Genomic DNA, 24053 nt, shown 5'->3' with positions numbered 1-24053 from the left:
CGGCCCGTGTCGCGTGGCCGCGCCGTTGCCGGTGCTCCCGCGTGCCCGCGCGTGCCCGCGCGGGCCCGCGCCGTTGTCGGTGGCCGCGTTTACAGTGACGGGCATGAGCGGGCACGGGCTGGGGCGCGGGGTGCTGAGGCCGGAGGCGACGGGCGGGCGCGTCGAAGTACGGCGGCAGCAGCCGCGGCCCGCGCTGGCAGCTCTGGTCGACTTCTACTGGAATCCGCGCTGGGACCTGCGGGGGCGGCCGGACCACGAGCAGAAGGTGCTCGCCCACCCCAATGTCCATCTGGTCTTCGAGGCCCCTGAGTCACTGGTGTACGGGGTGCAGCGGGGGGTGTTCAGCCGTGTGCTGCACGGGCGCGACCAGGTGTTCGGGGTGAAATTCCGGCCGGGCGCCTTCCGGCCGTTCATCGACGGGCCGGTGGCGGAGCTGGCCGACCGCGCGGTGCCCGCGGCCGGTCTGCTGGGCGGCCCGGCCGGGGCCGTCGAGGCGCTGAGCCGGGAGATCCTGGCACTGGACGACCTGGCGGCGATGACGGCGCTGGCCGAGGAGTATCTGCTGGAGCTGCTGCCCGGCACCCGGCAGGACCCGGTGGTGGCCGAGGTGGCGGACCTGGTCGAGAGAATCGAGAGGGGTGTCCCCCCGGCCGATGAGCGCGGGAGGATCACCGCCGGCCCGCAGCTCTTCCGGGTGGACGAGCTGGCCCGCGAGCTGGACCTGCCCGTACGGCGGCTCCAGCGGCTCTTCGCCGAGTACGTGGGGGCGAGCCCCAAGTGGGTGCTGCGCCGGGCCCGGCTGCACGAGGCCGCGGCCCGCGCGGACGGCGGCGCCGACATCGACTGGGCCGCGCTCGCCGCCGACCTGGGCTATGCCGACCAGGCGCACCTGACCCGTGACTTCACCGCGGCGGTCGGCGCGCCGCCGAGCCGGTACGCGAGCCGCTGAGCCCGTACGGGGGGGCGGTTCGGCCGGTACGGGGGCGGCTGTGCCCGGTTCCGGCCGTTGTTAGGCGTTCCGGCGCGCCGGGCCCATAATGGGGCCTCATACATCGGAGGTCTGGCGGCGGCGGGACCTGGACAGGGGAGGCGCTGATGGCGGTCACCGACGAGGCCATCGAGAGGATCAAGGAGATGATTGTCTCCGGGGCGCTGCGTCCGGGCGACCGGCTCCCCAAGGAGAGCGAACTCGCGGCCGAGCTGGGGCTGTCCCGCAACTCCCTGCGTGAGGCCGTCCGCGCCCTCTCCCTGATCCGCATCCTCGACGTCCGCCAGGGCGACGGCACCTACGTCACCAGCCTCGACCCGCAGCTCCTGCTCGAAGCCCTCAGCTTCGTCGTGGACTTCCACCGCGACGACACCGTGCTCGAATTCCTCGCGGTCCGCCGCATCCTGGAACCCGCCGCCACCGCGATGGCCGCCGTCCGCATCTCCGTCGAGGAGCTGGACGCCCTCGAAGGCAAGCTGGACGCGCTCGGCCCGCAGCCGTCCGTCGAGGAACTGGTCGCCTCCGACCTGGAGTTCCACCGGGGCATCGTCCAGGGCTCGGGCAACTCCGTGCTCTGTTCGCTGCTCGACGGCCTGTCAGGACCCACCACCCGCGCGCGCGTCTGGCGCGGCATCACCCAGGTCGACGCCGTCAGCCGCACGCTGCACGAGCACCGGGCCATTCTCACCGCCCTGCGCGACCGCGACGCCGAGGCTGCCCGTTCGTGGGCGACGGTGCATGTCGCCAGCGTGGAGCAGTGGCTTCGCTCAACGCTTTAACCCTCCGGGCGGGGGGGAGGGCGCGAACCCTGTGCGTTCGCCCTCCGCGGGGCCTCGCTTTCCGCCCCTGAAACCCGGCCTGCCGCCCCGGCGAACGAACCGTCCGGGGCCGCGCCCCCGGGAGCAGGCGCTGCACTGGCTCAGGGGCCCGACGGGGGCAGGTTCAGGGCGTAGAGGCGAGCGGCGTTGCGGCCGAGGACGGCGTCGCGGGCGGCGGGGGTGAGAGGGGAGAGGGCGGCCTCGGCGAGGGCGACGACGGAGGAGTAATCGGCGGCGAGGGTGCACACGGGCCAGTCGGAGCCGAAGAGGAGCCGGTCGGGCCCGAAGGCGGCCAGGAGATGGCGGGCGTAGGGCAGCACGTCGGCGACGCGCCACCGGTGCCAGTCGGCCTCCGTGACGAGCCCGGAGAGCTTGCACGAGACGTTCGGCAGCGCCGACAGCTCGGTCATGGAGGCGGCCCACGGCTCCCAGCCTCCGCCGCCGATCGGCGGCTTGGCCCCGTGGTCGAGGACGAACCGCACCTCGGGCAGCGCCCGCACCGTGCCGATGGCGGCGGGGAGCTGGTCGACGGTGACGAGCAGGTCGTAGACGAGCCCCGCGGCGCCGACGGCGGCGAGGCCGGACCTGACGTCGGCGCGCGCCAGCCATCCGGGGTCGGCCTCGTCCTGGACCTGGTGCCGTATGCCGACCAGGGGTCCGAGGGCGGCCAACGCGCCCAGGGTGCCGGGGAGTTCGGGCGAGGTGAGGTCGGCCCAGCCGACGACCCCCGCGACCCGGCCACCGGAGTCGCGGGCGAGGGCGAGGAGTTCGCGGGTCTCGTCGAGCGAGGAGCTGGACTGGACGAGCACGGTGGCGTCGATCCCGTGCGCGTCCAGCAGCGGAAGGAGTTCCGCGAGGCGGAACGTCCGGGCGATGGGGTCGAGTTCAGCCCCGGTCAGCCACGGCTGGGGGCGCCGTTCGAGGTCCCACAGATGGTGGTGGGCGTCGATCCGCATCGGGTCAGGCCCCCTCGGCGGGAGCCCTGAGCGGCAGCGGCGCGTCCTTGTCCAGCAGCCCGCGGGCGACCAGAGCGTGCCAGAGCGCGTCCGGGATGTCGTACGAGAACAGCTCCGCGTTGTCGCGCACCTCGGCGGCGTTGGCGGCACCCACCACGGCCGAGACCACCGAGGGGTGCGCGAAGGGGTAGCGCAGCGCGGCGGCGCGCAGCGGGACGTCGAACTCGGCGCAGACGGCGGCGATGTGCTGCGCGCGGGCCAGGATCTCCGGTGGCGCTTCGACGTAGTTGTAGTGTGCGCCGGGTCGCGGGTCGGCCAGCAGGCCCGAGTTGTAGACGCCCCCCACGACGACCTTCGTACCGCGCCGTTCGCAGGCCGGCAGCAGGTCGTCCAGCGCGGTGCGTTCCAGCAGCGTCCAGCGGCCCGCGCACAGCACGACGTCGACATCGAGGTCCGCGACGAGGCGGGCGAGGATGTCGCTGTAGTTCATGCCGAAGCCGATGGCCTTGACCACGCCCTGATCGCGCAGGTCGGCCAGGGCGGCAAAGCCGGTCTCGTAGATCTCCGGCAGGTGGTCCTCGGGGTCGTGCAGATAGACGATGTCGACGGCGTCCACGCCGAGCCGTTCCAGGGAACCCTCCAGCGTGGCGCGGATGCCGTCGGCGGTGTAGTCCCACTCCCGCGCGCGGGCCGGGGAGTCGGTGAAGCCCTGGCCGTCCGGGGCCTCGCCCGGCCGCAGGTCGCGCAGCCTGCGGCCGACCTTGGTGGAGAGCACGTACGTGGAGCGGTCCCGTCCGGCCAGCGCCCGGCCGAGCCGTTCCTCGGACCGGCCGAGACCGTAGTGCGGCGCCGTGTCGAGGTACACGGGCCCCGCGGCCCCCGTCTCGAAGGCGGCGGCCACGGTGGCCTCGGCCTCCTCCTCGGTGACGGCGCGGTAGAGGTTGCCCAGCGGCGCGCAGCCGAGGCCGAGCCGGGGCAGTACCGGTACGGGCATGGTGACGTTCTCTCCCTCGGGTATCCGGTCAGTCCTGCTTCTCGCCGCTCGCGAAGCGGGAGATGATCAGCGCGACGATGATGATCGCACCGTAGAGGAACTTGTCCCACAGCGGCGGCACACCGCCCAGCGTCGTGACGTTCACGACGAGTTGGAGCGCGACGACACCGGTCAGGGCGCCGAAGAGGGTGCCCTTGCCGCCGTTGAGGCTGACGCCGCCGATCACGGTGGCGGCGAAGACCTGGAAGATCCAGCCGTTGCCCTGGGTCGAGGAGATCGCGCCGTAGTGGCCGACGTAGAGCACACCGGCGAAGGCGGCGAGCAGGCCCGCGACGGCGAGGACGACCCAGGTGATGAGGTCGACCCGGATACCGGCCGCGCGGGCCGCCTCCTTGTTGCCGCCGATCGCGTAGAGCGCCCGGCCGTGCCGCAGATAGCCGAGCGCCAGGCCGCCGAGGACGAAGAGCACCAGGCAGATCCAGACCGCGGCCGGGGCGCCGAGCCAGGACGCGCCGCCGAGGTAGGAGAAGGACGCGGGCACCTCGACGATGGACTTGCCCTGGGATATGCCGTCCTGGAGGCCGCGGAGCATGGTCAGCATGCCGAGGGTGGCGATGAAGCCGTTGACCCGCAGTTTCAGGATCAGGAATCCGTTGAAGCCGCCGATGAGCACGCCCACCAGCAGGCAGAGCGGGATCGAGGACCAGCCGGGCAGCAGTCCGATGCCGTGGTAGGTGGCGGAGCCGGTGCTCGGCATCACCAGCCACATGGCGATCACGGGGGCCACGCCGATGGTGGACTCCAGCGACAGGTCCATCCGGCCGGAGATCAGGATCATCGCCTCGCCGAGCACCAACAGGCTCAGCTCGCTGCACTGTTGGAGGACGCCGAGGAGGTTGTCGGAGGTCAGGAAGGTGGGCGACACGATGAAGCCGATGACGCCCAGCAGCAGGATCACCGGCAGCAGGGACAGGTCCCGGTAGCGGGTGAGCTGGATACGCGGCGCCGGCCGCCGGGTCTTGTCCGGTACCGCCACATCGGCGGTCAACTGACTGGTGTCACTCATTCCTCGGCTCCCTCGTCGCCGCCCGAGGGCAGCCCTTCCATGGCCGAGACCAGGTCCCGGTCGCTCCATCCGCTGCCGAACTCGGCGATCACCCGCCCGTGGAAGAGCGCGATCACCCGGTCGCAGACCCGCAGGTCGTCCAGTTCGTCGGAGACGATCACGGCGGCGTCGCCGCGGTCCGCGACGCCTCTGACCACGCCGAGCAGCGCGTCCTTGGACTTCACGTCCACGCCCGCGGTGGGCCGGACGGCCACCAGCACGCGCGGGTCGCGGGCCAGGGCGCGGGCGATGACGACCTTCTGCTGGTTGCCGCCGGACAGGTCGGCCACCGGCTGGGCCGGTCCCGAGGTCTTGATGTCCAGCGAGCTGATCATGCGCTGTGCGAATTCCCTGGTCCTGGACGGCAGGACCGTGCCGTACGGGCCGAGTTGGTCGGTCACGGTGAGGGTGGCGTTCTCCGCGACGCTGCGGCCGAGCACCAGGCCCTGCCGGTGCCGGTCCTCGGGTACGTAGCCGATCCCGGCGCCGAGCGCGTGCGGGACGCTGCCGGGTCGCACGGGCTTGCCCGCGACCAGGGTCCGGCCGCCGGTGGCCTTGCGCAGCCCGACCAGGGTCTCGCCGAGCGCGGTGTTGCCGCTGGCGGTGGCCCCGGCCAGGCCCAGCACCTCGCCGGGGCGTACGGCGAAGTCGATGCTGTCGAAGGCGCCGTCGAGCACGAGCCCTTCGGCGCGCAGGACGGCGTCCCCGGTGTCCGCGGCGCCCTTGGAGACCGGCACCGGCAGCGAGGTGGACAGCGCCTTGGACGCCGACTCGTCGGCCGACCCCCGTGCGTGCCAGGCCAGTTCGGTCTGCGCCGCCTCACCGGTCATCGCCTCGACCAGTTCCGCCTTGCTCAACTCGGCGACGGGCGCGGTCACGACATGGCGGGCGTCACGGTAGACCGTGACGGTGCTGCACAGGTCGTAGACCTCCTGGAGGTGGTGCGAGATGAACAGGAAGGCCACGCCCTGCTGTTGGAGGCCGCGCAGCTTGGTGAAGAGCCGCTCGATGCCCGCCGCGTCGAGCTGCGCGGTGGGCTCGTCCAGGATGATGAAGCGCGCGCCGAAGGACAGGGCCCGCGCGATCTCCACGAACTGCCCCTGCTCGACGGTGAGATCACCGGCGCGCGCGGTCGGGTCGACGTCGACCCCGTACTCGGCGAGCAGGTCGCGGGCCCGGCCGCGCAGCGCGGACCAGCGGATCCGGCCGCGGCCGAATCTGTTCAGGAACAGATTCTCCGCGACGGTCAGATCGGGGACGACCATCGACTTCTGGTAGACGCAGGCCACTTTGGACTGCCAGGCGGCGGTGTCGCCGGGCGCGGGGGCGGGCTTCCCGAGGAAGGAGACCCGCCCGGCGTCCGGGGCGTGCAGCCCGGTCAGCACGGAGACCAGGGTGGACTTGCCCGCCCCGTTGCGGCCGACGAGCGCGTGCGAGTCGCCGGCCGCGACGGTGATGCCCACCCGGTCCAGGGCCACGGTGGCCCCGAACCGTTTGACGATGCCCTCCGCGTGGACCGCGGGGGGCGGTACGGCCTCGGCCATGGGTCAGCTCTTCCCGAGCTGGTTGGCCCACAGGCTCGCGTCGTCCACGTTGTCCTTGGTGACCAGCGGGGCGGGGAGCTGGTCCTCGAGACCGTTGGGGATCTTGATGATCGTGGAGTCGTGGTCGGTCGGGCCCGGCTGGAAGGTCTTCCCGGCCAGTGCCTCCTTGGCGTAGTACAGCGCGTACTTCGCGTACAGGTCGGCGGGCTGGGAGATGGTGGCGTCGATCTGCCCGGCCTTGATGGCCTTGAACTCCTCGGGGATGCCGTCGTTGGAGATGATCGTGATGTGTCCCGGCGTGCCCGGCGGCTTGAGCAGGTTCTTCTGCTGGAGCAGCGCGAGGGTCGGCTGGAGGAAGACCCCGCCGGCCTGCATGTAGATGCCGTTCAGGTCCGGGTCGGCGGCCAGCGTGGTCTGGAGCTTGGCCGAGGCGGTGGCGCCGTCCCAGTTGGTGACCAGCGGGATCACCTTGATGTTCGGGAATTTGCTCTTCATGCAGGCGGCGAACGCCTCCGAGCGGTCGCGGCCGTTGATCGAGGACAGGTCGCCCTCGAACTCCGCGATCTTGCCCTTGCCCTTGAGCTGTTCGCCCAGGTACTCGCACGCCTTCGTGCCGTACGCCTTGTTGTCCGCGCGGACGACCATGTACACCGGGCCCTTGTCGGGGCGGGTGTCGACGCTGATCACCGGGATCTTCTTCTTGGCCATCTGCTCCAGGGTGGAGGCGATGGCGCCGGTGTCCTGCGGGGCCATCACGAGCGCCTTGGCGCCCTCGTTGGCGAAGCTCTGCACGTTCGCGACGAGCTTGCCGATGTCGTTCTGCGAGTTGGTGCGGGGCAGGGCCGAGACGTCACCGGCCTTGACGCCCTTTTCTATGTAGCTGTTGTACGAGTTCCAGAAGTCGCTGTCGGAGCGCGGCAGGTCGATGCCGACCTTGCCGGAGCTGCCCGCCTTGCTGTCGCTTCCCCGGTTGCAACCGGCGAGCGCGGTGACCGCGAGCAGTGCGGCACAGGCGGCCACGGTCGTTCTGCGCAGTCTCATCGTCGAGCCCTGCCCTTCGAATTGTGTGTCGGCTCTGCGGAGGATGTGGTGCGGGGGCGGTGCCTGAGGTGCGGAGGAGCTGAGGTACGGAGGAGCTGAGGTACGGAGGAGCTGACGTACTTGGGGACAACTGCCGTGCGCGGAAGCCGGGGTGGCGGCTCAGCTTCCGGCGGGGCGCAGGCGCAGTCCCTGCATGCCGCCGTCGACGGCGAGCGCGGTTCCGGTCACGCTCGCCGCGGCGGGACTCGCCAGGTAGACGATGGCCGCGGCGACCTCGTCGGCGGACACCAGCCGTCCCAGGGGCTGGCGGGCGTCGAGTGCCGCGCGCTCGGCGGCCGGGTCCTCGGCCTGGTCGAGGAGGCGGCCGATCCAGGGGGTGTCGGCGGTTCCGGGGTTCACGCAGTTGACCCGTACGCCCTCGCGTACGTGGTCGGCGGCCATCGCCAGGGTGAGGGCGAGCACCGCGCCCTTGCTCGCGCTGTACAGCGCCCGCTGCGGCAGTCCCGCGGTCGCGGCGATCGAGCAGGTGTGGGTGATGGAGGCGCTGCCCGGCCGGGCGGCGGCGGCCTCGCGCAGGTGCGGCAGGGCGGCGCGGGCGGTCCGCATCATGCCCAGGACGTTGATGTCCAGCACCCGCTGCCACTCGTCGTCCGGGTTGTCCTCGACGGTGCCGATGGCGCCGATCCCGGCGTTGCTCACCACGATGTGCAGGCTGCCGAGTTCGGCGACGGCCGCGCCGACCGCGGCCCGTACGTCCTCGTCCGAGGTGACGTCGGCGGTGACGGGGACGGTGCCGCTCGGCGCGCCCGCGGTGTCGCGGTCGAGTACGGCGACGCGCGCGCCGCGGGCGGTCAGCAGCGCCGCGGTGGCGGCGCCGATCCCGGAGGCGCCGCCGGTGACGAGGGCGGTGAGGCCCGCGAGGTCCTGGGCGGCGGAGGCGGCACGCGTCGGATCGGCGCTGGTGCTCATCGGGTCAGCTCCTGTCGGGCCTGTCGCGCCTGCCACACCGGGCCGTCCGGGTAGCGGTAGTCGGCGAGCGACTCCGGGACCATACGGGCGGAGAAGCCGGGCGCGGCAGGGGCGCGGTATCGGCCGTGGTCCATCACCACGGGATCGGTGAAGTGTTCATGCAGGTGCGGGACGTACTCGATCACCCGGTTGTCCCAGGTGCCGGAGACGGCGACGTAGTCGAACATCGACAGGTGCTGGACGAGTTCGCACAGGCCCACGCCGCCGGCGTGCGGGCAGACCGGGACGCCGAATTTGGCGGCGAGCAGCAGGATCGCGATGTTCTCGTTGACCCCGGCGACGCGGGCCGCGTCGATCTGGACGAAGTCCACCGCGCCGGCCTGGAGGAGCTGCTTGAACACCACGCGATTGGCGACGTGTTCGCCGGTCGCGACCGGCACCGGCTGGCCCGCGCGGATCGCGGCGTGCGCGAGGACGTCGTCGGGGCTGGTCGGCTCCTCGATCCAGTACGGGTCGAAGGGCGCCAGCGCCCGCATCCAGTCCACGGCGTCGGAGACGTCCCAGCGCTGGTTGGCGTCGACGGCGATCCTGATGTCGGGGCCGACCGCGTCGCGGGCCAGCCGCATCCGGCGCAGGTCGTCGTCGAGGTCGCCGCCGACCTTGAGCTTGATCTGCTGGAAGCCCGCGGCGACGGCCTCCTTGGACAGCCGGGTCAACTTGTCGTCGGAGTAGCCGATCCAGCCGGGTTCCGTGGTGTAGGCGGGGTAGCCGCGACGGCGCAGTTCCGCGGCGCGCTCGGCGCGGCCCGGCTCGGCGCGGCGGAGGATCTCCAGCGCCTCGTCGCGGGTCATGGCGTCGCTGAGGTAGCGGAAGTCGACCATGTCCACGAGCTGTTCCGGGCTCATCCCGGCCAGCAGTTCCCAGACCGGCAGTCCGGCCCGGCGGGCGGCCAGGTCCCAGGCGGCGTTGACCACCGCCCCGGCGGCCATGTGCATCACGCCCTTCTCCGGGCCGAGCCAGCGCAGTTGGGAGTCGTGGGTGAGCAGCCGGTAGAAGCCGCCAAGATCACCCGTGACACTGTCCACCGAGCGGCCGACCACGTAGGGTCGCAGTGTCCTGATCGCCGCGGCGACGACGTCGTTGCCGCGCCCGATCGTGAAGCAGAGACCGTAGCCCGCCAGGCCGCCGGGCGAGTCCGTACGGAGCATGACGTAGGCGGCGGAGTAGTCGGGGTCGGGGTTCATGGCGTCCGAGCCGTCGAGCTGCTCCGAGGTCGGAAAGCGGATGTCGTACACGTCGACCTCGGTAATGGTCGGACTCATGCACACCCCCGTCGTGAGACATCGGATCTTTTCTTGATGATCCGATGTATAGCGGCGCGCGGGGCCGGAAGTCCAGGGGCGGGGCCAAACTTTGTGGGCAACAGATCGGATGTCTCACCTGGTGGCGCTGCCGGTGACTCATCGGGGGCCGCGCTGGGGATCATCCAGCTACGAGAACCACGGCACCGGCCTCGGTACGCCGTAGGCTGGTGCCGCACGTGCAGGAACAGCAGCCGGTACGGGGACGGCACCGCTCCCCTCCGGTCGGAAGGAGGCGCTGGGTGATCGAGCTCGAGGGGGTACCCGAGCTGATCGACCCGGTCATGGTGGCCGCGTTCGAGGGCTGGAACGACGCCGGGGACGCCGCCTCGACCGCGGTCGGGCACATGGACCGGGAGTTCAAGGGCGAGGTCTTCGCGGCGCTCGACGCCGAGGACTACTACGACTTCCAGGTGAACCGCCCCACGGTCTGGATGGACGCCGGGGTACGGCGGGTCGTATGGCCCACGACCCGGCTCTCGGTCGTCAGGATCACGACGCCCAAGCCCCGCGACCTGGTGCTGGTCCGCGGTATCGAGCCCAGCATGCGCTGGCGCTCGTTCTGCAACGAGATCCTGGGCTTCGCCCACGAGCTGGGCGTCGAGATGGTCGTGGTGCTGGGCGCGCTGCTCGGCGACACCCCGCACACCCGGCCGGTCCCGGTCACCGGGGTGACCTCGGACCCCGACCTGGCGACGACGCTCAATCTGGAGGAGTCGCGCTACGAGGGGCCGACCGGCATCGTCGGCATCCTCCAGGAGGCGTGCACGCACGCGGGCATCCCCGCGGTGAGCCTGTGGGCGGCGGTGCCGCACTATGTGTCGCAGCCGCCCAACCCCAAGGCCACCCTGGCGCTGCTCAACCGCCTCGAGGACCTGCTCGACCTGCGCATCCCGCAGGGCGAGCTGCCCGAGGACGCGCGCGCCTGGCAGGTCGGCGTGGACCAGCTCGCGGCCGAGGACAGCGAGGTCGCGGAGTACGTCCAGACGCTGGAGGAGGCGCGGGACACCGCGGAGCTGCCCGAGGCGTCGGGTGAGGCCATCGCCAAGGAGTTCGAGCGCTATCTGCGCCGCCGCGACCCGCAGGCCGGGGAGTACGCGAGCGAGGGTGACGGCGGGGTGCCGCAGTTCCGGGACCGTGCGCAGTCGCCGCGGCTGGGCCCGGACAGCGGCGCGGGCGCGGGCACGGACACCGATACGGACGACGGCGCCGACAAGGACGCCGCAGCCGAGGCCGAGGCCGACAGCAAGGCCGACCACAAGGCCGCAGCCGACGCCGACACGGAGACCGAGGCCGAGGCCGCCAAGGACGGGGAAGGCGACCTGGACGCCCCAAACGGGGACGGGGACGGCCGCGAGGAGTAGACCGCGCGACGGACGGGAGTGAGGGGGCGCGCCGCGCGCACCCCCTCACCCCCAACCGGTCACGCGCAGTGGAACCGCGCCCCCGCCCAGTCCCCGTGGTCACCGCTGAGTGACGTCGCCGCCGGGGTGATCTTCAGATGGACGTGCCGGGCCCCGGTCACCGGTACCGACACCGGCACGGTGGCGGACGCCCCGGTGAGCACGGGCGAGGTCCACAGCGTGACGCCGTCCGCGACGACGGAGAAGGTCACCGAGCCGTAGCCGTCGATCTCGTCGTCGATGCCCACGTCCGAGGTGAACACCGAGCACCGGCCGCCGAGGTACACCTCGACGTCGGAGGCCGCGTGCGCCCCGATGCCCTTGGCGTACGTCGTCCCGTCCAGGGTCAGCGTGTGCCCGTCGGCCGCGCCCGACTCGCCGTTGCTGCGGTCGCGTTCCGGCGGCCCCCAGCCGTTGGTCGAGGTCAGCCAGGTCAGATCCCCGGCATACGTGTCGGCCGTCGGCGGCGCGGGCATCGCCGCGACCGCGAACGGCTGGACGGCGACCCGGCCGGGCGCCGACGACAGGTAGTCGGCCCGCGCGGTGAGCACGGTCTGTCCGGCCGTGACCCCGGCGGGCGGTGTCACCGAGAAGCGCAGCCGCTTGGTGTTCCCCGCGGTCAGCACGGGCACGGTCTGCGGCGCCGACACCTTCCAGCCGTCCGGCGCCCGGAGCGAGACCTTGGCGCCGACCACCGGCAGCTTGCCCGCGGTCAGGTCCACGGCGACGTCGGAGGCGACCCCGGCGCCGGTCTCCTGGCCCGCGGGCGCGGAGACCACCGCGGCCGAGCCCGGCACGCGTCCGCCGAGCGCGCTGGAGCCCGCCAGCCGCAGCCGGAACGCCTGGGCGGTGGACCGGGTCGCGGTCTTCACCCGGACCACTCCCCCGCGGTCGGCGGGGTCGTACCACCAGCCCTGCGTCGCCTTGTCGAAGGCGGCCTCGGTGCCGAGCCGGGGCAGCACCTTGCTGTCGAGCAGCACCGCGCCGGGCGCGTCACCGGTGTGCAGGGTGAACGCGTACGGCCGGGCGGTCTGCTTGCCCCGGAAGTCGCCGACGCTCGCGCCGACGTCCACCGTCACCTCGCCCGCGCCGGACTTCGGCGCGGTGACCGTGACCTTCTGCCGCGCGTACTTCCCCGCGCGGCTCTGCCGGGTCACGCCGTCGTCCTCGTAGAGGGTGAAGGACGAGGTGCCCTGCGGGTAGACGTCCCAGGCCACCGGGGAGTCGGCCGTACGGTCCCGGTACGACCTGATGCCGGGCCACATCGGCACGGCGGCACCGGCCTTGACGAACAGCGGCAGGGTGCCCAGCGGCGCGCTGTAGCCGTCGACCGTGGTCGGCCCCTGGTAGATCCGGCCGGTCCAGTAGTCGGTCCAGGTGCCCTTGGGCAGGTAGATGCCGTCACGCACCGCGGAGTCCTCGTAGACCGGCGCGACCAGGAAGTCCTGCCCGGACAGGAACTCGTACTTCGCCGCGTCGGTCGCCGCCACCGGGTCGTCCGGGTACTCCAGCGCCAGCGGGCGCACCGCGCCGACACCGGTCCTGTTCGCCTCGGCCGCGTAGCTGTACATGTACGGCAGCAGCGACTCCTTGAGCTTGAGGTACTGGCGGTTGATCGAGGTGTACGGCTCCCCGTACTGATAGGGCTGCTTGTCGCTGGCGGCCCAGCCGTCCATCGTCATGACGGCGGGCAGGAAGGACTTCCACTCCAGGTCGCGGGTGTACGTGTCGGCGCTGCCGCCGAAGATGCCGTCGATGTCGCCCGAGGTGTAGGCCAGGCCCGACATCGTGGCGCCCGCGTAGGTCGGGATCTGCCAGCGGATGTAGTCCCAGGTGCCGTACTGGTCGCCGGACCACTGCACGCCGCAGCGCTGCGCGCCCGCCCAGCTCTCCGGCGCCCAGGTGAAGCCGCGGGCGTCGCTGTTGTCCTCGATGCCCTGGTAGGCGTCCTTGCAGCCGTCCAGCGCGTGCTTGTAGCCGTCGCCGACCCAGGCGACGTCGAGCTTGGCGACCCGCTGGCCCGCCTTGACCTGGTCGGCGAGCTTGTCCAGGCCGTCCTCGGTCCACAGGCCGAGCTTCATGTCCTGCTTCGCCAGGCCCGCCGACGTCTCCGGCAGGTTCTCGTACCCGCAGCCGTAGCCGTCGTTGACGAGCATCCAGCCGTTGGGCATGTCGTTGGCGGTGTAGTCGGCGGCCACGTCGAGCGCGTCGAGGGTGTGGCGTTCGCCGCGGTTGGCGTTGTGCAGGTAGCAGTCGGAGTCGCCCGGCTCCAGGCCGTAGACCGGGGGCAGGAAGGGCTTGCCGGTCAGCTTGGTGTAGTCGCCGATCACCCGCTTGGCGTCGCCCGCGAAGTAGTAGGCGTCGAAGCGCTGTTCCTCGGCGCTCGCGGTCACCGGCTCGCCGAAGCTGTAGGTGTTGGGCGCGTAGGTGTTGCGGAAGACGCCGTATCCGGCCGTGGAGAGGTAGAACGGCACGGAGTTGGGGTGCCCGCCGTCGTTCCAGTTGCCGTCCACGCCGACCTGGAGGGTCTGGCCGCGGTGCGAGGTGTTGCCGCGGCCGTTCTGCATGCCGCCGCCGTAGAACTGCTCGGCCGCGCCGCGGTCGAGGGTCTGGGTGGTGCTGTCCTTGGTCCAGCTCAGCGGCTTCGTCTCGGACCAGACCCGGGTGCCGTCGGCCCGGTAGAGGGCGAAGCGCAGCGGCGCCTTGTAGGCCCGCAGCGTGACGGCCGAGGTGCTCAACTCGTAGGCGTCGCCCGCGTCCTTCCAGCGCGTGGCGGGCGGCGCGCCCTGCGGCAGGACGATGTCGTCGCCGGTCGGATCGGTGAAGGCGCCGTCCGGGGCCAGTTCGATACGGAAGGTGTCGGCCGACACGAAGCTGACCCGGGCCAGGGCCTGACCCGCGTGCAGCCGGTAGACGGCGCCGGCGTGGTCGAAGCCGGTCACGTCCCCCACGGAGGTCTCGGCGGTCGCGGTGGGCGCGGCGGCCTGCGCGCCGCCGGGTCCCGTGAAGGCCATGAGCAGACCGAGCACGGCTGCACCGACCAGCGCCACTCTAGTGCGCACTCTTGTTTGCATGAAGCGTGTTTAGCGCAAAATCGAGCATGAGACCATGGGCGGAACGGAAGCGGAACGGAAACCGCCCTCGGACTCGGGGTGAGTCCAAGGGCGGTCACGGGTGGGGCGGTTGGGGTGTGCGGGCTACAGCGCGACTCCGAGCAGCGCGTCCACCGTGCGCGACACCAGGCCGGGCGCGCCGGTCTCGGTGCCGCCCTCGGACTCCTGCGCGGCGGCCCAGCGGTCCACGGCGGCCAGGGCGCGCGGCGCGTCGAGGTCGTCGGCCAGCGCCTCGCGGATCTCTTCGAGCAGCGCGTCGGCGGACGGCCCGTCCGGCCGGGAGACGGCGGCCCGCCAGCGCGCGAGCCGCTCGACCGCCTCGGCGAGCACGGCGTCGGTCCACTCCCAGTCGGCGCGGTAGTGGTGGGCGAGCAGCGCGAGCCGGATCGCCGCCGGGTCGACGCCGTCGCGGCGCAGCGTGGAGACGAAGACCAGATTCCCCTTGGACTTCGACATCTTCTCGCCGTGCAGCGCGACCATCCCCGCGTGCACGTACGCCTTCGCGTACGGGTACTCGCCGGTGAGCGCCTGGGCGTGCGAGGCGCCCATCTCGTGGTGCGGGAAGGCCAGGTCGGAGCCGCCGCCCTGGACGTCGAATCCCATGCCGAGGTGGTCGAGCGCGATGGCCACGCACTCGATGTGCCAGCCGGGGCGGCCGGGGCCGAGCGAGCCGCCGTCCCAGCTCGGCTCGCCCTCGCGGGCGCCCATCCACAGCATCGGGTCCAGCGGGTTCTTCTTGCCCGGCCGGTCCGGGTCGCCGCCGCGCTCGGCGGAGAGCGCGCGCATCGTGGCGGCGTCGAGCCCGGAGACCTTGCCGAAGTCGGGGTCGGCGGCGATCGAGAAGTACGTGTCGACGCCGAGTTCGTACGCCGCGCCCGCGTCCCGCAGCCGCTCGATCAGCGGGACGATGCCCGGAATGGCCTCGACCGCGCCGATGTAGTGGGCGGGCGGCAGCATCCGCAGCGCGGTCATGTCCTCGCGGAACAGCGCGGTCTCCCGCTCGGCCAGCTCGACCCAGTCGACGTCGGTCGCGTTGGCCCGCTCCAGCAGCGGATCGTCGATGTCCGTGACGTTCTGGACGTACTCCACCTGGCGCTTCGTGTCGAGCCACACGCGCTGCACGAGGTCGAACGCGTTGTACGTGGCCGCGTGCCCCAGGTGAGTGGCGTCGTAGGGGGTGATCCCGCAGACGTAGATCCGGGCCACCGGGCCCGGATCGATCGTCAGCGGCCCACCGGTCGCGGTGTCGTGGAGACGGAGTGCGCGTCCAGTGCCGGGAAGGGCGGGGACGTCGGAAGCGGGCCAGGCATGCATGTCATGAGATTAACCGTGCAGACGACTGGCAAACGAACCGGAGCTGGGGCAATGCCGGACGAGGCGGCTCGGGCGCGCTGCCGGAACGCTCTCCCGGACGGCCCGGAGCGCCCCGCTTCAGACCGGCGGCCAGGGGATCGACGGCCACTCGCCGCCGGGCTCGGGGTGCACTCCCGACCGCAGCAGCCGCTCGGTCCTGGCCCGTACGGCGGCCGTCTCCGCGGGGGTGATCAGCTCGGCGAGCCGGTCGCCGAGCGCCCCCGACAGCTCCGCCTGGAGCTTGCGCAGTACGGCCACGGCCTCGTCCGGCAGCGGCTCGCCCGCCCAGCCCCACAGCAGGGTGCGCAGCTTGTCCTCGGTGTGGAACGTCACTCCGTGGTCGATGCCGTAGAGCCGCCCGTCGGCGGTCTGGAGCAGGTGGCCGCCCTTGCGGTCGGCGTTGTTGATGACGGCGTCCAGCACGGCCAGGCGGCGCAGGCGTATGTCGTCGGCGTGCACCAGCAGGGCGGTGCGGCCGTTCTCCAGCCGGGCCTCGACGACGGGCTTCCAGCCGGGGGCGGGCTCGGTGTCCTCGGTCAGTCCGAAGAGCTCCGGCTGCGCGGGGTCGGTGTCGGCGTCGGTGTCGGAATTGGTGTCGGCGGCGGCGTCGGGGGCCTCGTCGGGGCCGACTTCCGTATCCGTACCCGAATCCGTGTCCGCGGTCAGGTCCGGCGGGTCGATCCAGAGCTGGACCATGCCCTCGCCGTACGGTCCGTCGCGCAGCACGGTGGGCGGCACCAGGCCCCAGCCGGTCGCCTCGGAGACCAGGTACGCGGCCACCTCGCGCTGGGCCAGGGTGCCGTCGGGGAAGTCCCACAGCGGGCGTTCCCCGGCCACCGGCTTGTACACGCAGGCGAGCGCGCGGCCCTCGTACTCGGTCTCGCAGAACAGCACGGCGTTGGAGGCGTCGCGCACCTGGCCGCGCACGGTCAGCTCGCCGTGGACGAGGGCCTCGGTGCCGGGGCTCAGGCCGACCTCCGGTACCCGTTCTGACGCGGGCATACGTGTCCTTCCGGGTCCAGGGGGAGGCTGCACAGCGGGCACGGCGGGCGCCCCGCGGAGACCACGTCGAGCGCGCGCTTGGCGAAGGAGCGGGCCTGGGCGCCGGTCAGCAGGACGCGCAGCAGCGGCGGGCCGTTCTCGTCGTCCTGGAGCAGCTCTTCCTCGGCCGCCTCCAGGTCGTCCTCGTCCTCACCGGACAGCTCGACCAGCGCCTGCGCCTCGATGACCATCCGCTCGTGGGCGCCGTCCCAGGCCAGGGCCATGGTGCCGACCCGGAACTCCTCCTCGACGGGGGCGTCCAGCGGGGCGGAGTCGGCCAGTTCCGCAGGGGCGACGGCGGGCACCGAGGCGTTGCCGCCCGACCTGCGCACCACCTCGTCCAGCAGCTCGTCCACCCGCTCGGCGAGCGCCGCGACCTGCGTCTTCTCCAGCGCCACGCTGGTGGTCCTGCCCGCCGCGGTGGCCTGGAGGAAGAAGGTCCGCTGACCCGGCTGGCCGACTGTCCCGGCCACGAAACGGTCCGGCTGCTCGTAGAAGAAGACCTGACGGGGCACGTCCCGCTCCGTTATCTCGACTGAATCGCTGCTTTGGCGCGATGCGTTCTGGTGGCATTCACTGGTTCCACTGCCGGTCCCCCACCCTACTGCGGAAGCTGATCACAGGGCGCCGGTGGAGCCTCCGACGACCGCGTCGTCCTCGTTGCCCTGCGGCTTGTCCCGCGGCGGGGGCGGGATCAGCGGGGTCAGGTCGCCGGTGTCGCCGAGGCGGAGCAGGAAGGGGCGGTACGGGGTGTAGCGGATGACGGTCACCGAGCAGGGGTCGGTGCTGATCCGCTGGAAGAGGTCCAGGTGCATGCCGAGCGCGTCGGCGGCCAGCGACTTGATGATGTCGCCGTGCGAGCACACCAGGTACAGCGCGTCGGGCCCGTGCTCGGCCTCGATCCTGGCGTTCCAGTCCCGTACGGCGTCCACCGCGCGGGCCTGCATCGCGCGCAGCGACTCGCCGTTCTCACCGGGGAAGACGGCCGCAGAGGGGTGCCGCTGGACGGTCGCCCACATCGGCTCCTCCGCCAGTTCTGCCAGCTTGCGGCCCGTCCAGTCGCCGTAGTGGCACTCGCCGACCCGCTCGTCGGTGTGCAGCGGCAGCTCGGGGCGCGTGTCGAGCAGCGGTCCTACGGTCTCCTGGCAGCGTTGCAGCGGACTGCACACGACGGCGGCGAGCGGCAGTGCGGCGAGTCGGGCGGCGAGCACGGTCGCCTGGGCCCGGCCGGTGTCGTCCAGGGCGACGCCCGGACTCCATCCGGCCAGCACTCCGTCGGCGTTGGCGGTCGACCGGCCGTGCCGGACAAGGATCACGGTGGGCATGCCCGCCACCGTAACCCTTCCGCCGCCGACCCGTTGTGCTGGGGGACGGCCGTGGCGGGGAAGATCCCCCCGAGCCCCCACCACGGCCGCTGAATTCCCTGCGATCCACTGCCCCCGGCCTAGCCCTCGCCGACTTGCCTCATAGGTAAGGTCTAGGGGTCGGGGGGCCCTTCAGTTTTCGGGCAGCAGTCGGGATGGCGAAGCAGGTGGAGATGTTCAGCAAGGCGACGAGGAGCCGTCCGAGCGCGCGCCGGAGTGGTCCGGCCGGCTCTGACTGGTCTCCGTACGGCCGCCTGGAGGACGCCGCCGACGCGTATTTCCTGCACGCGGACGTCGCGCTCGACGCCATCGAGGGTGTGCTGGGCCGCCGCCGCGTGCGCGGCTTCACCCTGGAGCGGGTGGTCGACCTGACCGAGGCGGGCACCTCGGTGTGGCAGGAGGCCGCGGTGTGCGACGGGCGGCGGCTGATCCTGTGGCACAGCGAGGAGTTGGCGGACGACAAGGCGCCGGGCGGCACCGTACTGGACTCATCGGTGCAGGTGCTGCCGCTGGACTCGATCGGGCACGTCGGGATGCGCACCCTGGTCGGCCGCGACGAGGGCGGGCAGCGGATCGACCGCGGGGTCTATCTGGTGCTGGCCACCGCGATGCCGCACGAGATGAGCGCGGTGCAGGCCGACCCGGACTCGCCGCTGCCGGTCGCCTCCGCCAAATTCCGCCCCGAGGCGTTCCGTTTCAGCAAGTCCCTGGACGACGGCGGCGCCGGGCAGATAGCGCGACTCATCGCCTTCGGGCGGCTGTTGGGGCGGCTGGTACCGAGCTGAGCGCGGCGCTGGGCCGGGCCGTCATGAGGACGGGCGCTGGGCCGCGTCGAGGCGGGCGCCGCGCACGGCCCCGCGCGCGTCGAGCGGCACGGGGCCATGACCGGCCCATCGGACCGACAGCGGCACGGGGCCGTGGCCGGCCCCCTTCGGGCCGACCCGTCGTCACGTCCTCGGCTTACGCCCCCGCGAGCCCGGCCCGCTCCAGCGCCTCGACGCCCGCCCGTACGCCCGCGATCCGCTCGTCCCGCGTGAATCCGGCGGGCGTGATGTTGAGCGTGGTGACCCCGGCGTCGGCGTACTCGCGCAGCCGGTCCGCGATCCGGTCGACCGTGCCGAGCAGGCAGGTGGAGTCGATGAGGTCCTGCGGCACGGCCGCCCCCGCGCCGTTCTTGTCGCCCGCCAGGTACTTGTCCTGGATCTTGGCGGCCTCCTTCTCGTACCCCATGCGCTGCGCGAGCTGGTTGTAGAAGTTCTGCTTGCGGCTGCCCATGCCGCCGACGTACAGCGCGGTGTACGGGCGGAAGATGTCGGCCAGCGCCGGGACGTCCTCGCCGAGGGCGAGCGGCAGGGTCGGGCTGACGTCGAAGCCGTCCAGCGTCAGACCGGCCTTCTCGCGCCCGGCCCTGATGTGCCGCAGCGCGGTGTCCTCCAGGTGCGCGGCGGACGGGAAGATCAGCAGGGCGCCGTCGGCGATCTCGCCGGTCTGCTCCAGGTTCTTCGGGCCGATCGCGGCGATGTAGAGCGGGATGTGCTCGCGCTCGGGGTGCACGGTGAGCTTGATCGGCTTGCCGGGGCCCCCGGGCAGCGGCAGCGTCCAGTGCTCGCCCTCGTAGCTCAGCCGCTCGCGGGACATCGCCTTGCGGACGATCTCCACGTACTCGCGGGTGCGGGAGAGCGGCTTGTCGAACTTGACGCCGTACCAGCCCTCGGAGACCTGCGGGCCCGACACGCCGAGGCCGAGGCGGAACCGGCCGCCGGACAGCGAGTCCAGGGTCGCGGCGGTCATCGCCGTCATCGCGGGGGCACGCGCCGGGATCTGGAAGATCGCCGAGCCGACGTCGATCCGCTCGGTCTGCGCGGCGACCCAGGAGAGCACGGTGGGGCCGTCGGATCCGTACGCCTCGGCGGCCCAGCACACGTCGTAGCCGAGCCGGTCCGCCTCCTGGGCGACGGCGAGGTTGTCCGCGTCCATCCCGGCGCCCCAGTAGCCGAGGTTGATCCCGAGCCGCATACCGCTCCTCTTTCCGCCGCCGTGTCGTCGCTGTCGCGTCGTCGCTCTCGCGTCCGTCGCTCTCGCGTCCGTCGCTCTCGCGTCCGTCGCTGTCAGGTCTTCGCTGTCAGGTCTGCGCTGTCATGTCACCGCCGTCGTCCGCCGACATACTGGCGAGTAACGTCGTTGTACCTCCGGACTGTAGCGCCCCGCCGCGGCACGGGGCCCTGTCAGGTACGTCACTGCCGCCCATTCGGCCGGTGCGGGCAGTAATCTCAGCGCCCATGGAGCATAGGCACCTGGGCCGCACCGGGTTGCGCGTGTCCCGACTCGGTCTCGGCACGCTCACCTGGGGACGCAACACCGGCGAACGCGACGCCGCCGACCAGCTCAAGGCGTTCTGGGACGCCGGGGGCAGCCTGGTCGACACGGCGGACGTGTACGCCGACGGCGGCGCCGAGTATCTGCTCGGGCGGCTGATCGAGGATCTCGTGCCGCGGGCCGATCTGGTGATCTCCACCAAGGCGGGCAGCGTGCCGGACCCCGACCGGCGGTTCGACGCCTCGCGCGGACACCTGCTGTCCGCGCTCGACGCGTCCTTGCAGCGGCTGGGCACGGACTACGTCGACCTCTGGCAGGTGCACGCCTTCGACCCCGGTACGCCCACGGAGGAGACGCTCCAGGCGCTGGACATCGCCGTCAGCTCCGGCCGCGCGCGCTACGTCGGCGTCTCCAACTTCTGCGGCTGGCAGCTCGCCAAGGCTGCCGCGTGGCAGCTCGCCGCGCCCGGGCGGACGCCGCTGGCCAGTACGCAGATGGAGTACTCGCTCCTCCAGCGGGGCGTGGAGCGCGAGGTGCTGCCCGCCGCGATCGACCTCGGGGTCGGCCTGCTGCCCTCCTCGCCGCTCGGCCGCGGTGTGCTCACCGGCAAGTACCGCAACGGCACGCCGCCCGAGTCGCGCGGCGGCTCCGACGACATGGCCGCCTTCGTCGCCCCCTACCTCGACGAGACCGCCCGGCTCATCGTGGACGCCCTCGCGATAGCGGCCGACGGCCTGGCGGTCTCCCCGCTGCACGTCGCCCTCGCCTGGGTACGCGACCGGCCCGGTGTCGCCGCCCCCATCCTCGGCGCGCGCAACGCGCAGCAGCTCATCGCCTCGTTGTCAGTGGAGGCGCTTACGCTTCCGGAAGAGATCTGCCTGGCGCTCGACGACGTGTCAGCACCCCTGCACCGCTATCCGGACCACGACTGGAGCACGCTCTGAACGGCACGCAAGCCTCCCGCCGGTCCACCACCCCACGGAGGCCGCAGTGACCGAATCCCCCACTCCCCCGCCGCCGAGCGGCCCCGCCGGAGGCCCGGCGAACCCACCGGCCGCCGCGGACGGCCCGTCCACGGCCGGAGGCGGCGCTCTCGCGGCGGGCGAGGCCAGCGGCTCCGCCTCGGCCGCCGCGGACGGGTCGTCCTCTGGGGGCGGCTCGCGGACGGCCCCGCAGGAGCGGCCCACGGGCACGGCGTCCGCCGCGGTGCCGGGGAGCCGTGCCGCCGCCAAGCCGGTCGCCGACGTGGCCGCGCTGGCCGCCGCCGTCCGCTCGATCGAGCGCGGCGACAATCCGGCGGCGCCCGCGCCGCGCGGTGACGCGGCCGAAGCCCGCCGCAAGCGGCGCGAGGCGATGGCGGCGGAGGCCGCCACCATGCAGGCCGCGGAGGCGGCGGAGGTCGGCGCCGGTGTCCCGGCGGGGACGGACGGCGCGGACGGCGCGCCGGAGGCCGAAGCGGAGGCGACAGACGACGCCCAGTCGTCCGTGGAGGCGACGGACGGGAGCGGGGACGAGGACGGCGCCGAGGACGGCGCCGAGGAGCCGTCAGGGGCCGGAACGGAGGCGTCCGAGACGGGAGTTACGGCCCCGGACGCCGGGGCGGACGGACCCGCGTCGGGAGCCACGGGTCCTGCCCCGGGGCCGCGGCCGTCCGCCGGGGCCGACGCGCCCCAGAGCGGAGTCACAGGTCCTGGCGCCGCGCCGCAGGCGTCGGCCGGGGCCGATGGCCCTCAGGACGGGCGCGAGGGCCACGGCGAGGCTCCGGCGGCCTCCGGGGCGGGCGCGGCGGCCGGTGTCGAGGCGCGGCCTCGGGCCGGCGCGGGCGCGGCGTCCGGCGGCGGGGCGGCTTCGGCCGGGGCGCGGGTACGCGAGGGCGGCTTGCGGAAGGCGGCCGTTGATCCGGCGGCCGTCGCGGCGGCGAAGGCCGTGCTGGAAGAGGGCGGCGCGCCAGGGGAGTTGGCGGAGGCGGCGGTCAGAGCGCTCGGGGAGCGGGCGGGGGAGGCGCTGCGGGAGGACCCGTGGCTGGTGCTCGGCCTGCCCGGCGTACGGGTGGAACCGGCGGACACCTTCGCCCGCGCGCTGCTCGGCGCGCAGTGCCGCCCGGACGACGAGCGGCGGGCGAACGCGCTGGTCGGCTGGCTGCTGGAGCGCGCCGCCGAGAAGGGGCACACGGCCCTGCGGTCGGCAGAGCTACAGGCGGAGCTGGCGGCCCGCGCCGTACCGGACCCGGCGGCGGCCGTGGCCTCCGCCGTGGCCGACGGCCAGGTGCTCGTCTTCCCCGAGCACCCCGCGCACCCCGCGACGGCCTCGGAGGCCGCGAGCGAGGAGGAGGACGAGGGCGAGGACGGCGCGGCGGACGTACCGCTGCTGATCGGCCTCGACCGGTACGCGCTGGCGGAGGAGAGCCTGGCGGACGGCTGTGTGCGGCTGCTGCGCTCCTTCGAGGGCGACCACGGCACGGACTGGGAGAAGGCCGCCGCGGGCGCGCCGTCGAAGTCGGCGGCGGAGCTGATCAGGGCCGCCGCGGGCAGCGGCCTGGTCGTGCACTCCGGCGGCGAGGCGGCCCGCGAGGAGCCGACCGCCCTGGTGGCCGCGGCGCGCGCGGCGGGCCTGCGGGCGTACGCCGCCGCGTACACGGCGAACGGCAGGCGGCGGCTGGCCGAGGCGCTCGGCGAGGACGCGGCCGTGACGGTCGAGGCGCTGCTGGCCGGTACGCAGGGCCCCGGCAGGTCCGGCGACGGCGCCCTCGCCCTGGACCTGCTCGCGGTGCTCGACGCCCAGCAGTTGGGCATCGAGGAGGCCGCCTCACTGGTGGAGGCGGTGCCCGACGGCGCCCGGCTGGTGTTCAGCGGCGACGAGCACGCGATGTGGTCGGCGGGCCCCGGTCTGGCCTTCGCCGACATGCTGGCCGCCAAGTCCTGCCCGCGGGTCGCCTCCCGCACCCCGGACCCCGGCCCGATCGGCGAGCTGGTCTCGCTCATCGGCATCGGCGAACTCGCCCCGGTCGAGGCCCCGGACAAGGAGGTCGTCGTCGTCCCCGTACGCGACCCGCGCGAGGCCGTGCACCGTACGGTGCAGCTCGTCGCCGACTCCGTACCGCGCGCCATCGGCGTACCGGCGGAGCGGACCCAGGTGATCACGCCGGGGCACGGCGGCGCGGTCGGCACCCGCGTGCTCAACGCGGCGCTCAAAGAACGGCTGAATCCCGGCCCCGGCCGCTTCGCCGGTTTCGACCCCGGCGACCGCGTCGTCCACGTGCCGGTCCCCGGCCGTACGCTGCCCGGCACGGTCGTCGGCGCGGAGCCGGACGGACTGCGGCTGGAGTGCGAGGACGGGCCGGTGCTGGTGCCGCGCGCGGACGTGGCGACGACCGTACGGCACGCCTGGGCGATCACCGGGCACCAGGCGGCCGGGATGCGCTGGCCCGCGGTCGTGGTGGTCGTACCGGGCGACGCGGGGCCGCTGCTCACCCGGTCCTGGGTCTACACGGCGTTCGCGCGCGGCGAGCGGCACCTGTCGGTCGTCCAGGGCGCCGATCAGGGCCTGGCCCAGGCCGTGGCCGGTCCCCAGGCCGCGCCGCGCACGACCCGGCTGGTGACCGTGCTGCGGGAGCTGGCCGCCGACTGACGGGCGGCGCGGGCCCCGTACGGCTCAGCCGCCGCCCACCACCGGCCCGGCGGCTCCGTA

Annotated in this window: 19 protein-coding genes; 6 read left to right on the top strand and 13 right to left on the bottom strand. The window is 73.1% G+C overall.

From position 1 onward, the window contains the following. The first annotated feature begins 103 nt into the window (after positions 1-103). Entirely contained in the window at positions 104-949 is an 846-nt protein-coding gene (locus ACIQCJ_RS29530; RefSeq protein ID WP_402713055.1) for a DUF6597 domain-containing transcriptional factor, read from the top strand. A 146-nt stretch (positions 950-1095) separates the two neighbouring features. Then, positions 1096-1767, top strand: coding sequence for a FadR/GntR family transcriptional regulator (locus ACIQCJ_RS29525; protein WP_355333046.1), 672 nt, complete (start codon positions 1096-1098; stop codon positions 1765-1767). 140 nt (positions 1768-1907) lie between these two features. Here the strand turns inward: ACIQCJ_RS29525 and ACIQCJ_RS29520 are convergent, their stop codons facing one another. The 7 genes from ACIQCJ_RS29520 to ACIQCJ_RS29490 all read right to left on the bottom strand — a co-directional run bounded on the left by ACIQCJ_RS29520 (position 1908) and on the right by ACIQCJ_RS29490 (position 9737). Further along, a complete protein-coding gene (locus tag ACIQCJ_RS29520; protein ID WP_402713054.1) occupies positions 1908-2762 on the bottom strand; it encodes an amidohydrolase family protein in 855 nt (284 codons plus the stop codon). 4 nt (positions 2763-2766) lie between these two features. Next, positions 2767-3756, bottom strand: a complete 990-nt coding sequence (locus ACIQCJ_RS29515; RefSeq protein ID WP_402713053.1) for an aldo/keto reductase — start codon at positions 3754-3756, stop codon at positions 2767-2769. Between the two features lie 28 nt (positions 3757-3784). Beyond that, complete coding sequence (locus ACIQCJ_RS29510; RefSeq protein WP_188282963.1) at positions 3785-4822, bottom strand: ABC transporter permease; 1038 nt, start codon at positions 4820-4822, stop codon at positions 3785-3787. After that, the gene (locus ACIQCJ_RS29505; RefSeq protein WP_402713052.1) at positions 4819-6405 is read right to left on the bottom strand and encodes a sugar ABC transporter ATP-binding protein; all 1587 of its coding nucleotides are present in this window, start codon (positions 6403-6405) and stop codon (positions 4819-4821) included. The genes ACIQCJ_RS29510 and ACIQCJ_RS29505 overlap by 4 nt, the downstream gene beginning before the upstream one ends. A 3-nt stretch (positions 6406-6408) precedes the next feature. Further along, entirely contained in the window at positions 6409-7446 is a 1038-nt protein-coding gene (locus ACIQCJ_RS29500; protein WP_355333054.1) for a sugar ABC transporter substrate-binding protein, read from the bottom strand. Between the two features lie 159 nt (positions 7447-7605). After that, positions 7606-8415 carry an SDR family NAD(P)-dependent oxidoreductase gene (locus tag ACIQCJ_RS29495; RefSeq protein WP_402713051.1) on the bottom strand — a complete coding sequence of 270 codons (810 nt, stop codon included), beginning with the start codon at positions 8413-8415 and terminating at the stop codon, positions 7606-7608. Further along, positions 8412-9737, bottom strand: coding sequence for an L-fuconate dehydratase (locus ACIQCJ_RS29490; protein ID WP_355333059.1), 1326 nt, complete (start codon positions 9735-9737; stop codon positions 8412-8414). The genes ACIQCJ_RS29495 and ACIQCJ_RS29490 overlap by 4 nt, the downstream gene beginning before the upstream one ends. 281 nt (positions 9738-10018) lie before the next feature. Here ACIQCJ_RS29490 and ACIQCJ_RS29485 point away from each other — a divergent pair, with 281 nt between their 5' ends. Continuing rightward, positions 10019-11140: a PAC2 family protein gene (locus ACIQCJ_RS29485; RefSeq protein WP_402713050.1), complete on the top strand. Its 1122-nt coding sequence runs from the start codon at positions 10019-10021 to the stop codon at positions 11138-11140. Positions 11141-11199: 59 nt separating this feature from the next. Here the strand turns inward: ACIQCJ_RS29485 and ACIQCJ_RS29480 are convergent, their stop codons facing one another. From ACIQCJ_RS29480 to ACIQCJ_RS29460, 5 genes are all read right to left on the bottom strand, one after another. Further along, the gene (locus ACIQCJ_RS29480; RefSeq protein WP_402713049.1) at positions 11200-14253 is read right to left on the bottom strand and encodes an NPCBM/NEW2 domain-containing protein; all 3054 of its coding nucleotides are present in this window, start codon (positions 14251-14253) and stop codon (positions 11200-11202) included. Between the two features lie 123 nt (positions 14254-14376). Further along, positions 14377-15606, bottom strand: coding sequence for a cysteine--1-D-myo-inosityl 2-amino-2-deoxy-alpha-D-glucopyranoside ligase (gene mshC, locus ACIQCJ_RS29475; RefSeq protein ID WP_391161082.1), 1230 nt, complete (start codon positions 15604-15606; stop codon positions 14377-14379). Between the two features lie 117 nt (positions 15607-15723). After that, positions 15724-16647, bottom strand: a complete 924-nt coding sequence (locus ACIQCJ_RS29470; RefSeq protein ID WP_402713048.1) for an SCO1664 family protein — start codon at positions 16645-16647, stop codon at positions 15724-15726. Then, positions 16611-17201, bottom strand: a complete 591-nt coding sequence (locus tag ACIQCJ_RS29465; protein WP_355333071.1) for a DUF3090 domain-containing protein — start codon at positions 17199-17201, stop codon at positions 16611-16613. The genes ACIQCJ_RS29470 and ACIQCJ_RS29465 overlap by 37 nt, the downstream gene beginning before the upstream one ends. Before the next feature lie 102 nt (positions 17202-17303). After that, positions 17304-18011: a histidine phosphatase family protein gene (locus ACIQCJ_RS29460; protein ID WP_402713047.1), complete on the bottom strand. Its 708-nt coding sequence runs from the start codon at positions 18009-18011 to the stop codon at positions 17304-17306. Between the two features lie 194 nt (positions 18012-18205). On the opposite strand from ACIQCJ_RS29460, the gene ACIQCJ_RS29455 reads away from it, so the two are divergent. Beyond that, positions 18206-18835 carry a hypothetical protein gene (locus ACIQCJ_RS29455; RefSeq protein WP_355333075.1) on the top strand — a complete coding sequence of 210 codons (630 nt, stop codon included), beginning with the start codon at positions 18206-18208 and terminating at the stop codon, positions 18833-18835. Between the two features lie 175 nt (positions 18836-19010). On the opposite strand, the gene ACIQCJ_RS29450 is transcribed toward ACIQCJ_RS29455, so the two are convergent. Beyond that, complete coding sequence (locus ACIQCJ_RS29450; protein ID WP_402713046.1) at positions 19011-20066, bottom strand: LLM class F420-dependent oxidoreductase; 1056 nt, start codon at positions 20064-20066, stop codon at positions 19011-19013. A gap of 263 nt (positions 20067-20329) precedes the next feature. Between ACIQCJ_RS29450 and ACIQCJ_RS29445 the strand changes: the two genes are divergently transcribed. Together ACIQCJ_RS29445 and ACIQCJ_RS29440 are read left to right on the top strand one after the other, a co-directional pair. After that, entirely contained in the window at positions 20330-21310 is a 981-nt protein-coding gene (locus ACIQCJ_RS29445; RefSeq protein WP_355333079.1) for an aldo/keto reductase, read from the top strand. Between the two features lie 409 nt (positions 21311-21719). Further along, positions 21720-23993, top strand: coding sequence for a helix-hairpin-helix domain-containing protein (locus ACIQCJ_RS29440; RefSeq protein WP_402713091.1), 2274 nt, complete (start codon positions 21720-21722; stop codon positions 23991-23993). Positions 23994-24053: the final 60 nt, after the last annotated feature.

This window comes from Streptomyces sp. NPDC093221 (assembly GCF_044753885.1).
Taxonomy (GTDB): domain Bacteria; phylum Actinomycetota; class Actinomycetes; order Streptomycetales; family Streptomycetaceae; genus Actinacidiphila.
This window is presented reverse-complemented; position numbering and strand designations above follow the sequence as displayed.

Coding starts and splice junctions, on each gene's coding strand:
- ACIQCJ_RS29530 (WP_402713055.1), top strand. CDS start 104: ATGAGCGGGCACGGGCTGGGGCGCGGGGTGCTGAGGCCGGAGGCGACG.
- ACIQCJ_RS29525 (WP_355333046.1), top strand. CDS start 1,096: ATGGCGGTCACCGACGAGGCCATCGAGAGGATCAAGGAGATGATTGTC.
- ACIQCJ_RS29520 (WP_402713054.1), bottom strand. CDS start 2,762: ATGCGGATCGACGCCCACCACCATCTGTGGGACCTCGAACGGCGCCCC.
- ACIQCJ_RS29515 (WP_402713053.1), bottom strand. CDS start 3,756: ATGCCCGTACCGGTACTGCCCCGGCTCGGCCTCGGCTGCGCGCCGCTG.
- ACIQCJ_RS29510 (WP_188282963.1), bottom strand. CDS start 4,822: ATGAGTGACACCAGTCAGTTGACCGCCGATGTGGCGGTACCGGACAAG.
- ACIQCJ_RS29505 (WP_402713052.1), bottom strand. CDS start 6,405: ATGGCCGAGGCCGTACCGCCCCCCGCGGTCCACGCGGAGGGCATCGTC.
- ACIQCJ_RS29500 (WP_355333054.1), bottom strand. CDS start 7,446: ATGAGACTGCGCAGAACGACCGTGGCCGCCTGTGCCGCACTGCTCGCG.
- ACIQCJ_RS29495 (WP_402713051.1), bottom strand. CDS start 8,415: ATGAGCACCAGCGCCGATCCGACGCGTGCCGCCTCCGCCGCCCAGGAC.
- ACIQCJ_RS29490 (WP_355333059.1), bottom strand. CDS start 9,737: ATGAGTCCGACCATTACCGAGGTCGACGTGTACGACATCCGCTTTCCG.
- ACIQCJ_RS29480 (WP_402713049.1), bottom strand. CDS start 14,253: ATGCAAACAAGAGTGCGCACTAGAGTGGCGCTGGTCGGTGCAGCCGTG.
- mshC (WP_391161082.1), bottom strand. CDS start 15,606: ATGCATGCCTGGCCCGCTTCCGACGTCCCCGCCCTTCCCGGCACTGGA.
- ACIQCJ_RS29470 (WP_402713048.1), bottom strand. CDS start 16,647: ATGCCCGCGTCAGAACGGGTACCGGAGGTCGGCCTGAGCCCCGGCACC.
- ACIQCJ_RS29460 (WP_402713047.1), bottom strand. CDS start 18,011: ATGCCCACCGTGATCCTTGTCCGGCACGGCCGGTCGACCGCCAACGCC.
- ACIQCJ_RS29455 (WP_355333075.1), top strand. CDS start 18,206: ATGGCGAAGCAGGTGGAGATGTTCAGCAAGGCGACGAGGAGCCGTCCG.
- ACIQCJ_RS29450 (WP_402713046.1), bottom strand. CDS start 20,066: ATGCGGCTCGGGATCAACCTCGGCTACTGGGGCGCCGGGATGGACGCG.
- ACIQCJ_RS29445 (WP_355333079.1), top strand. CDS start 20,330: ATGGAGCATAGGCACCTGGGCCGCACCGGGTTGCGCGTGTCCCGACTC.
- ACIQCJ_RS29440 (WP_402713091.1), top strand. CDS start 21,720: ATGGCGGCGGAGGCCGCCACCATGCAGGCCGCGGAGGCGGCGGAGGTC.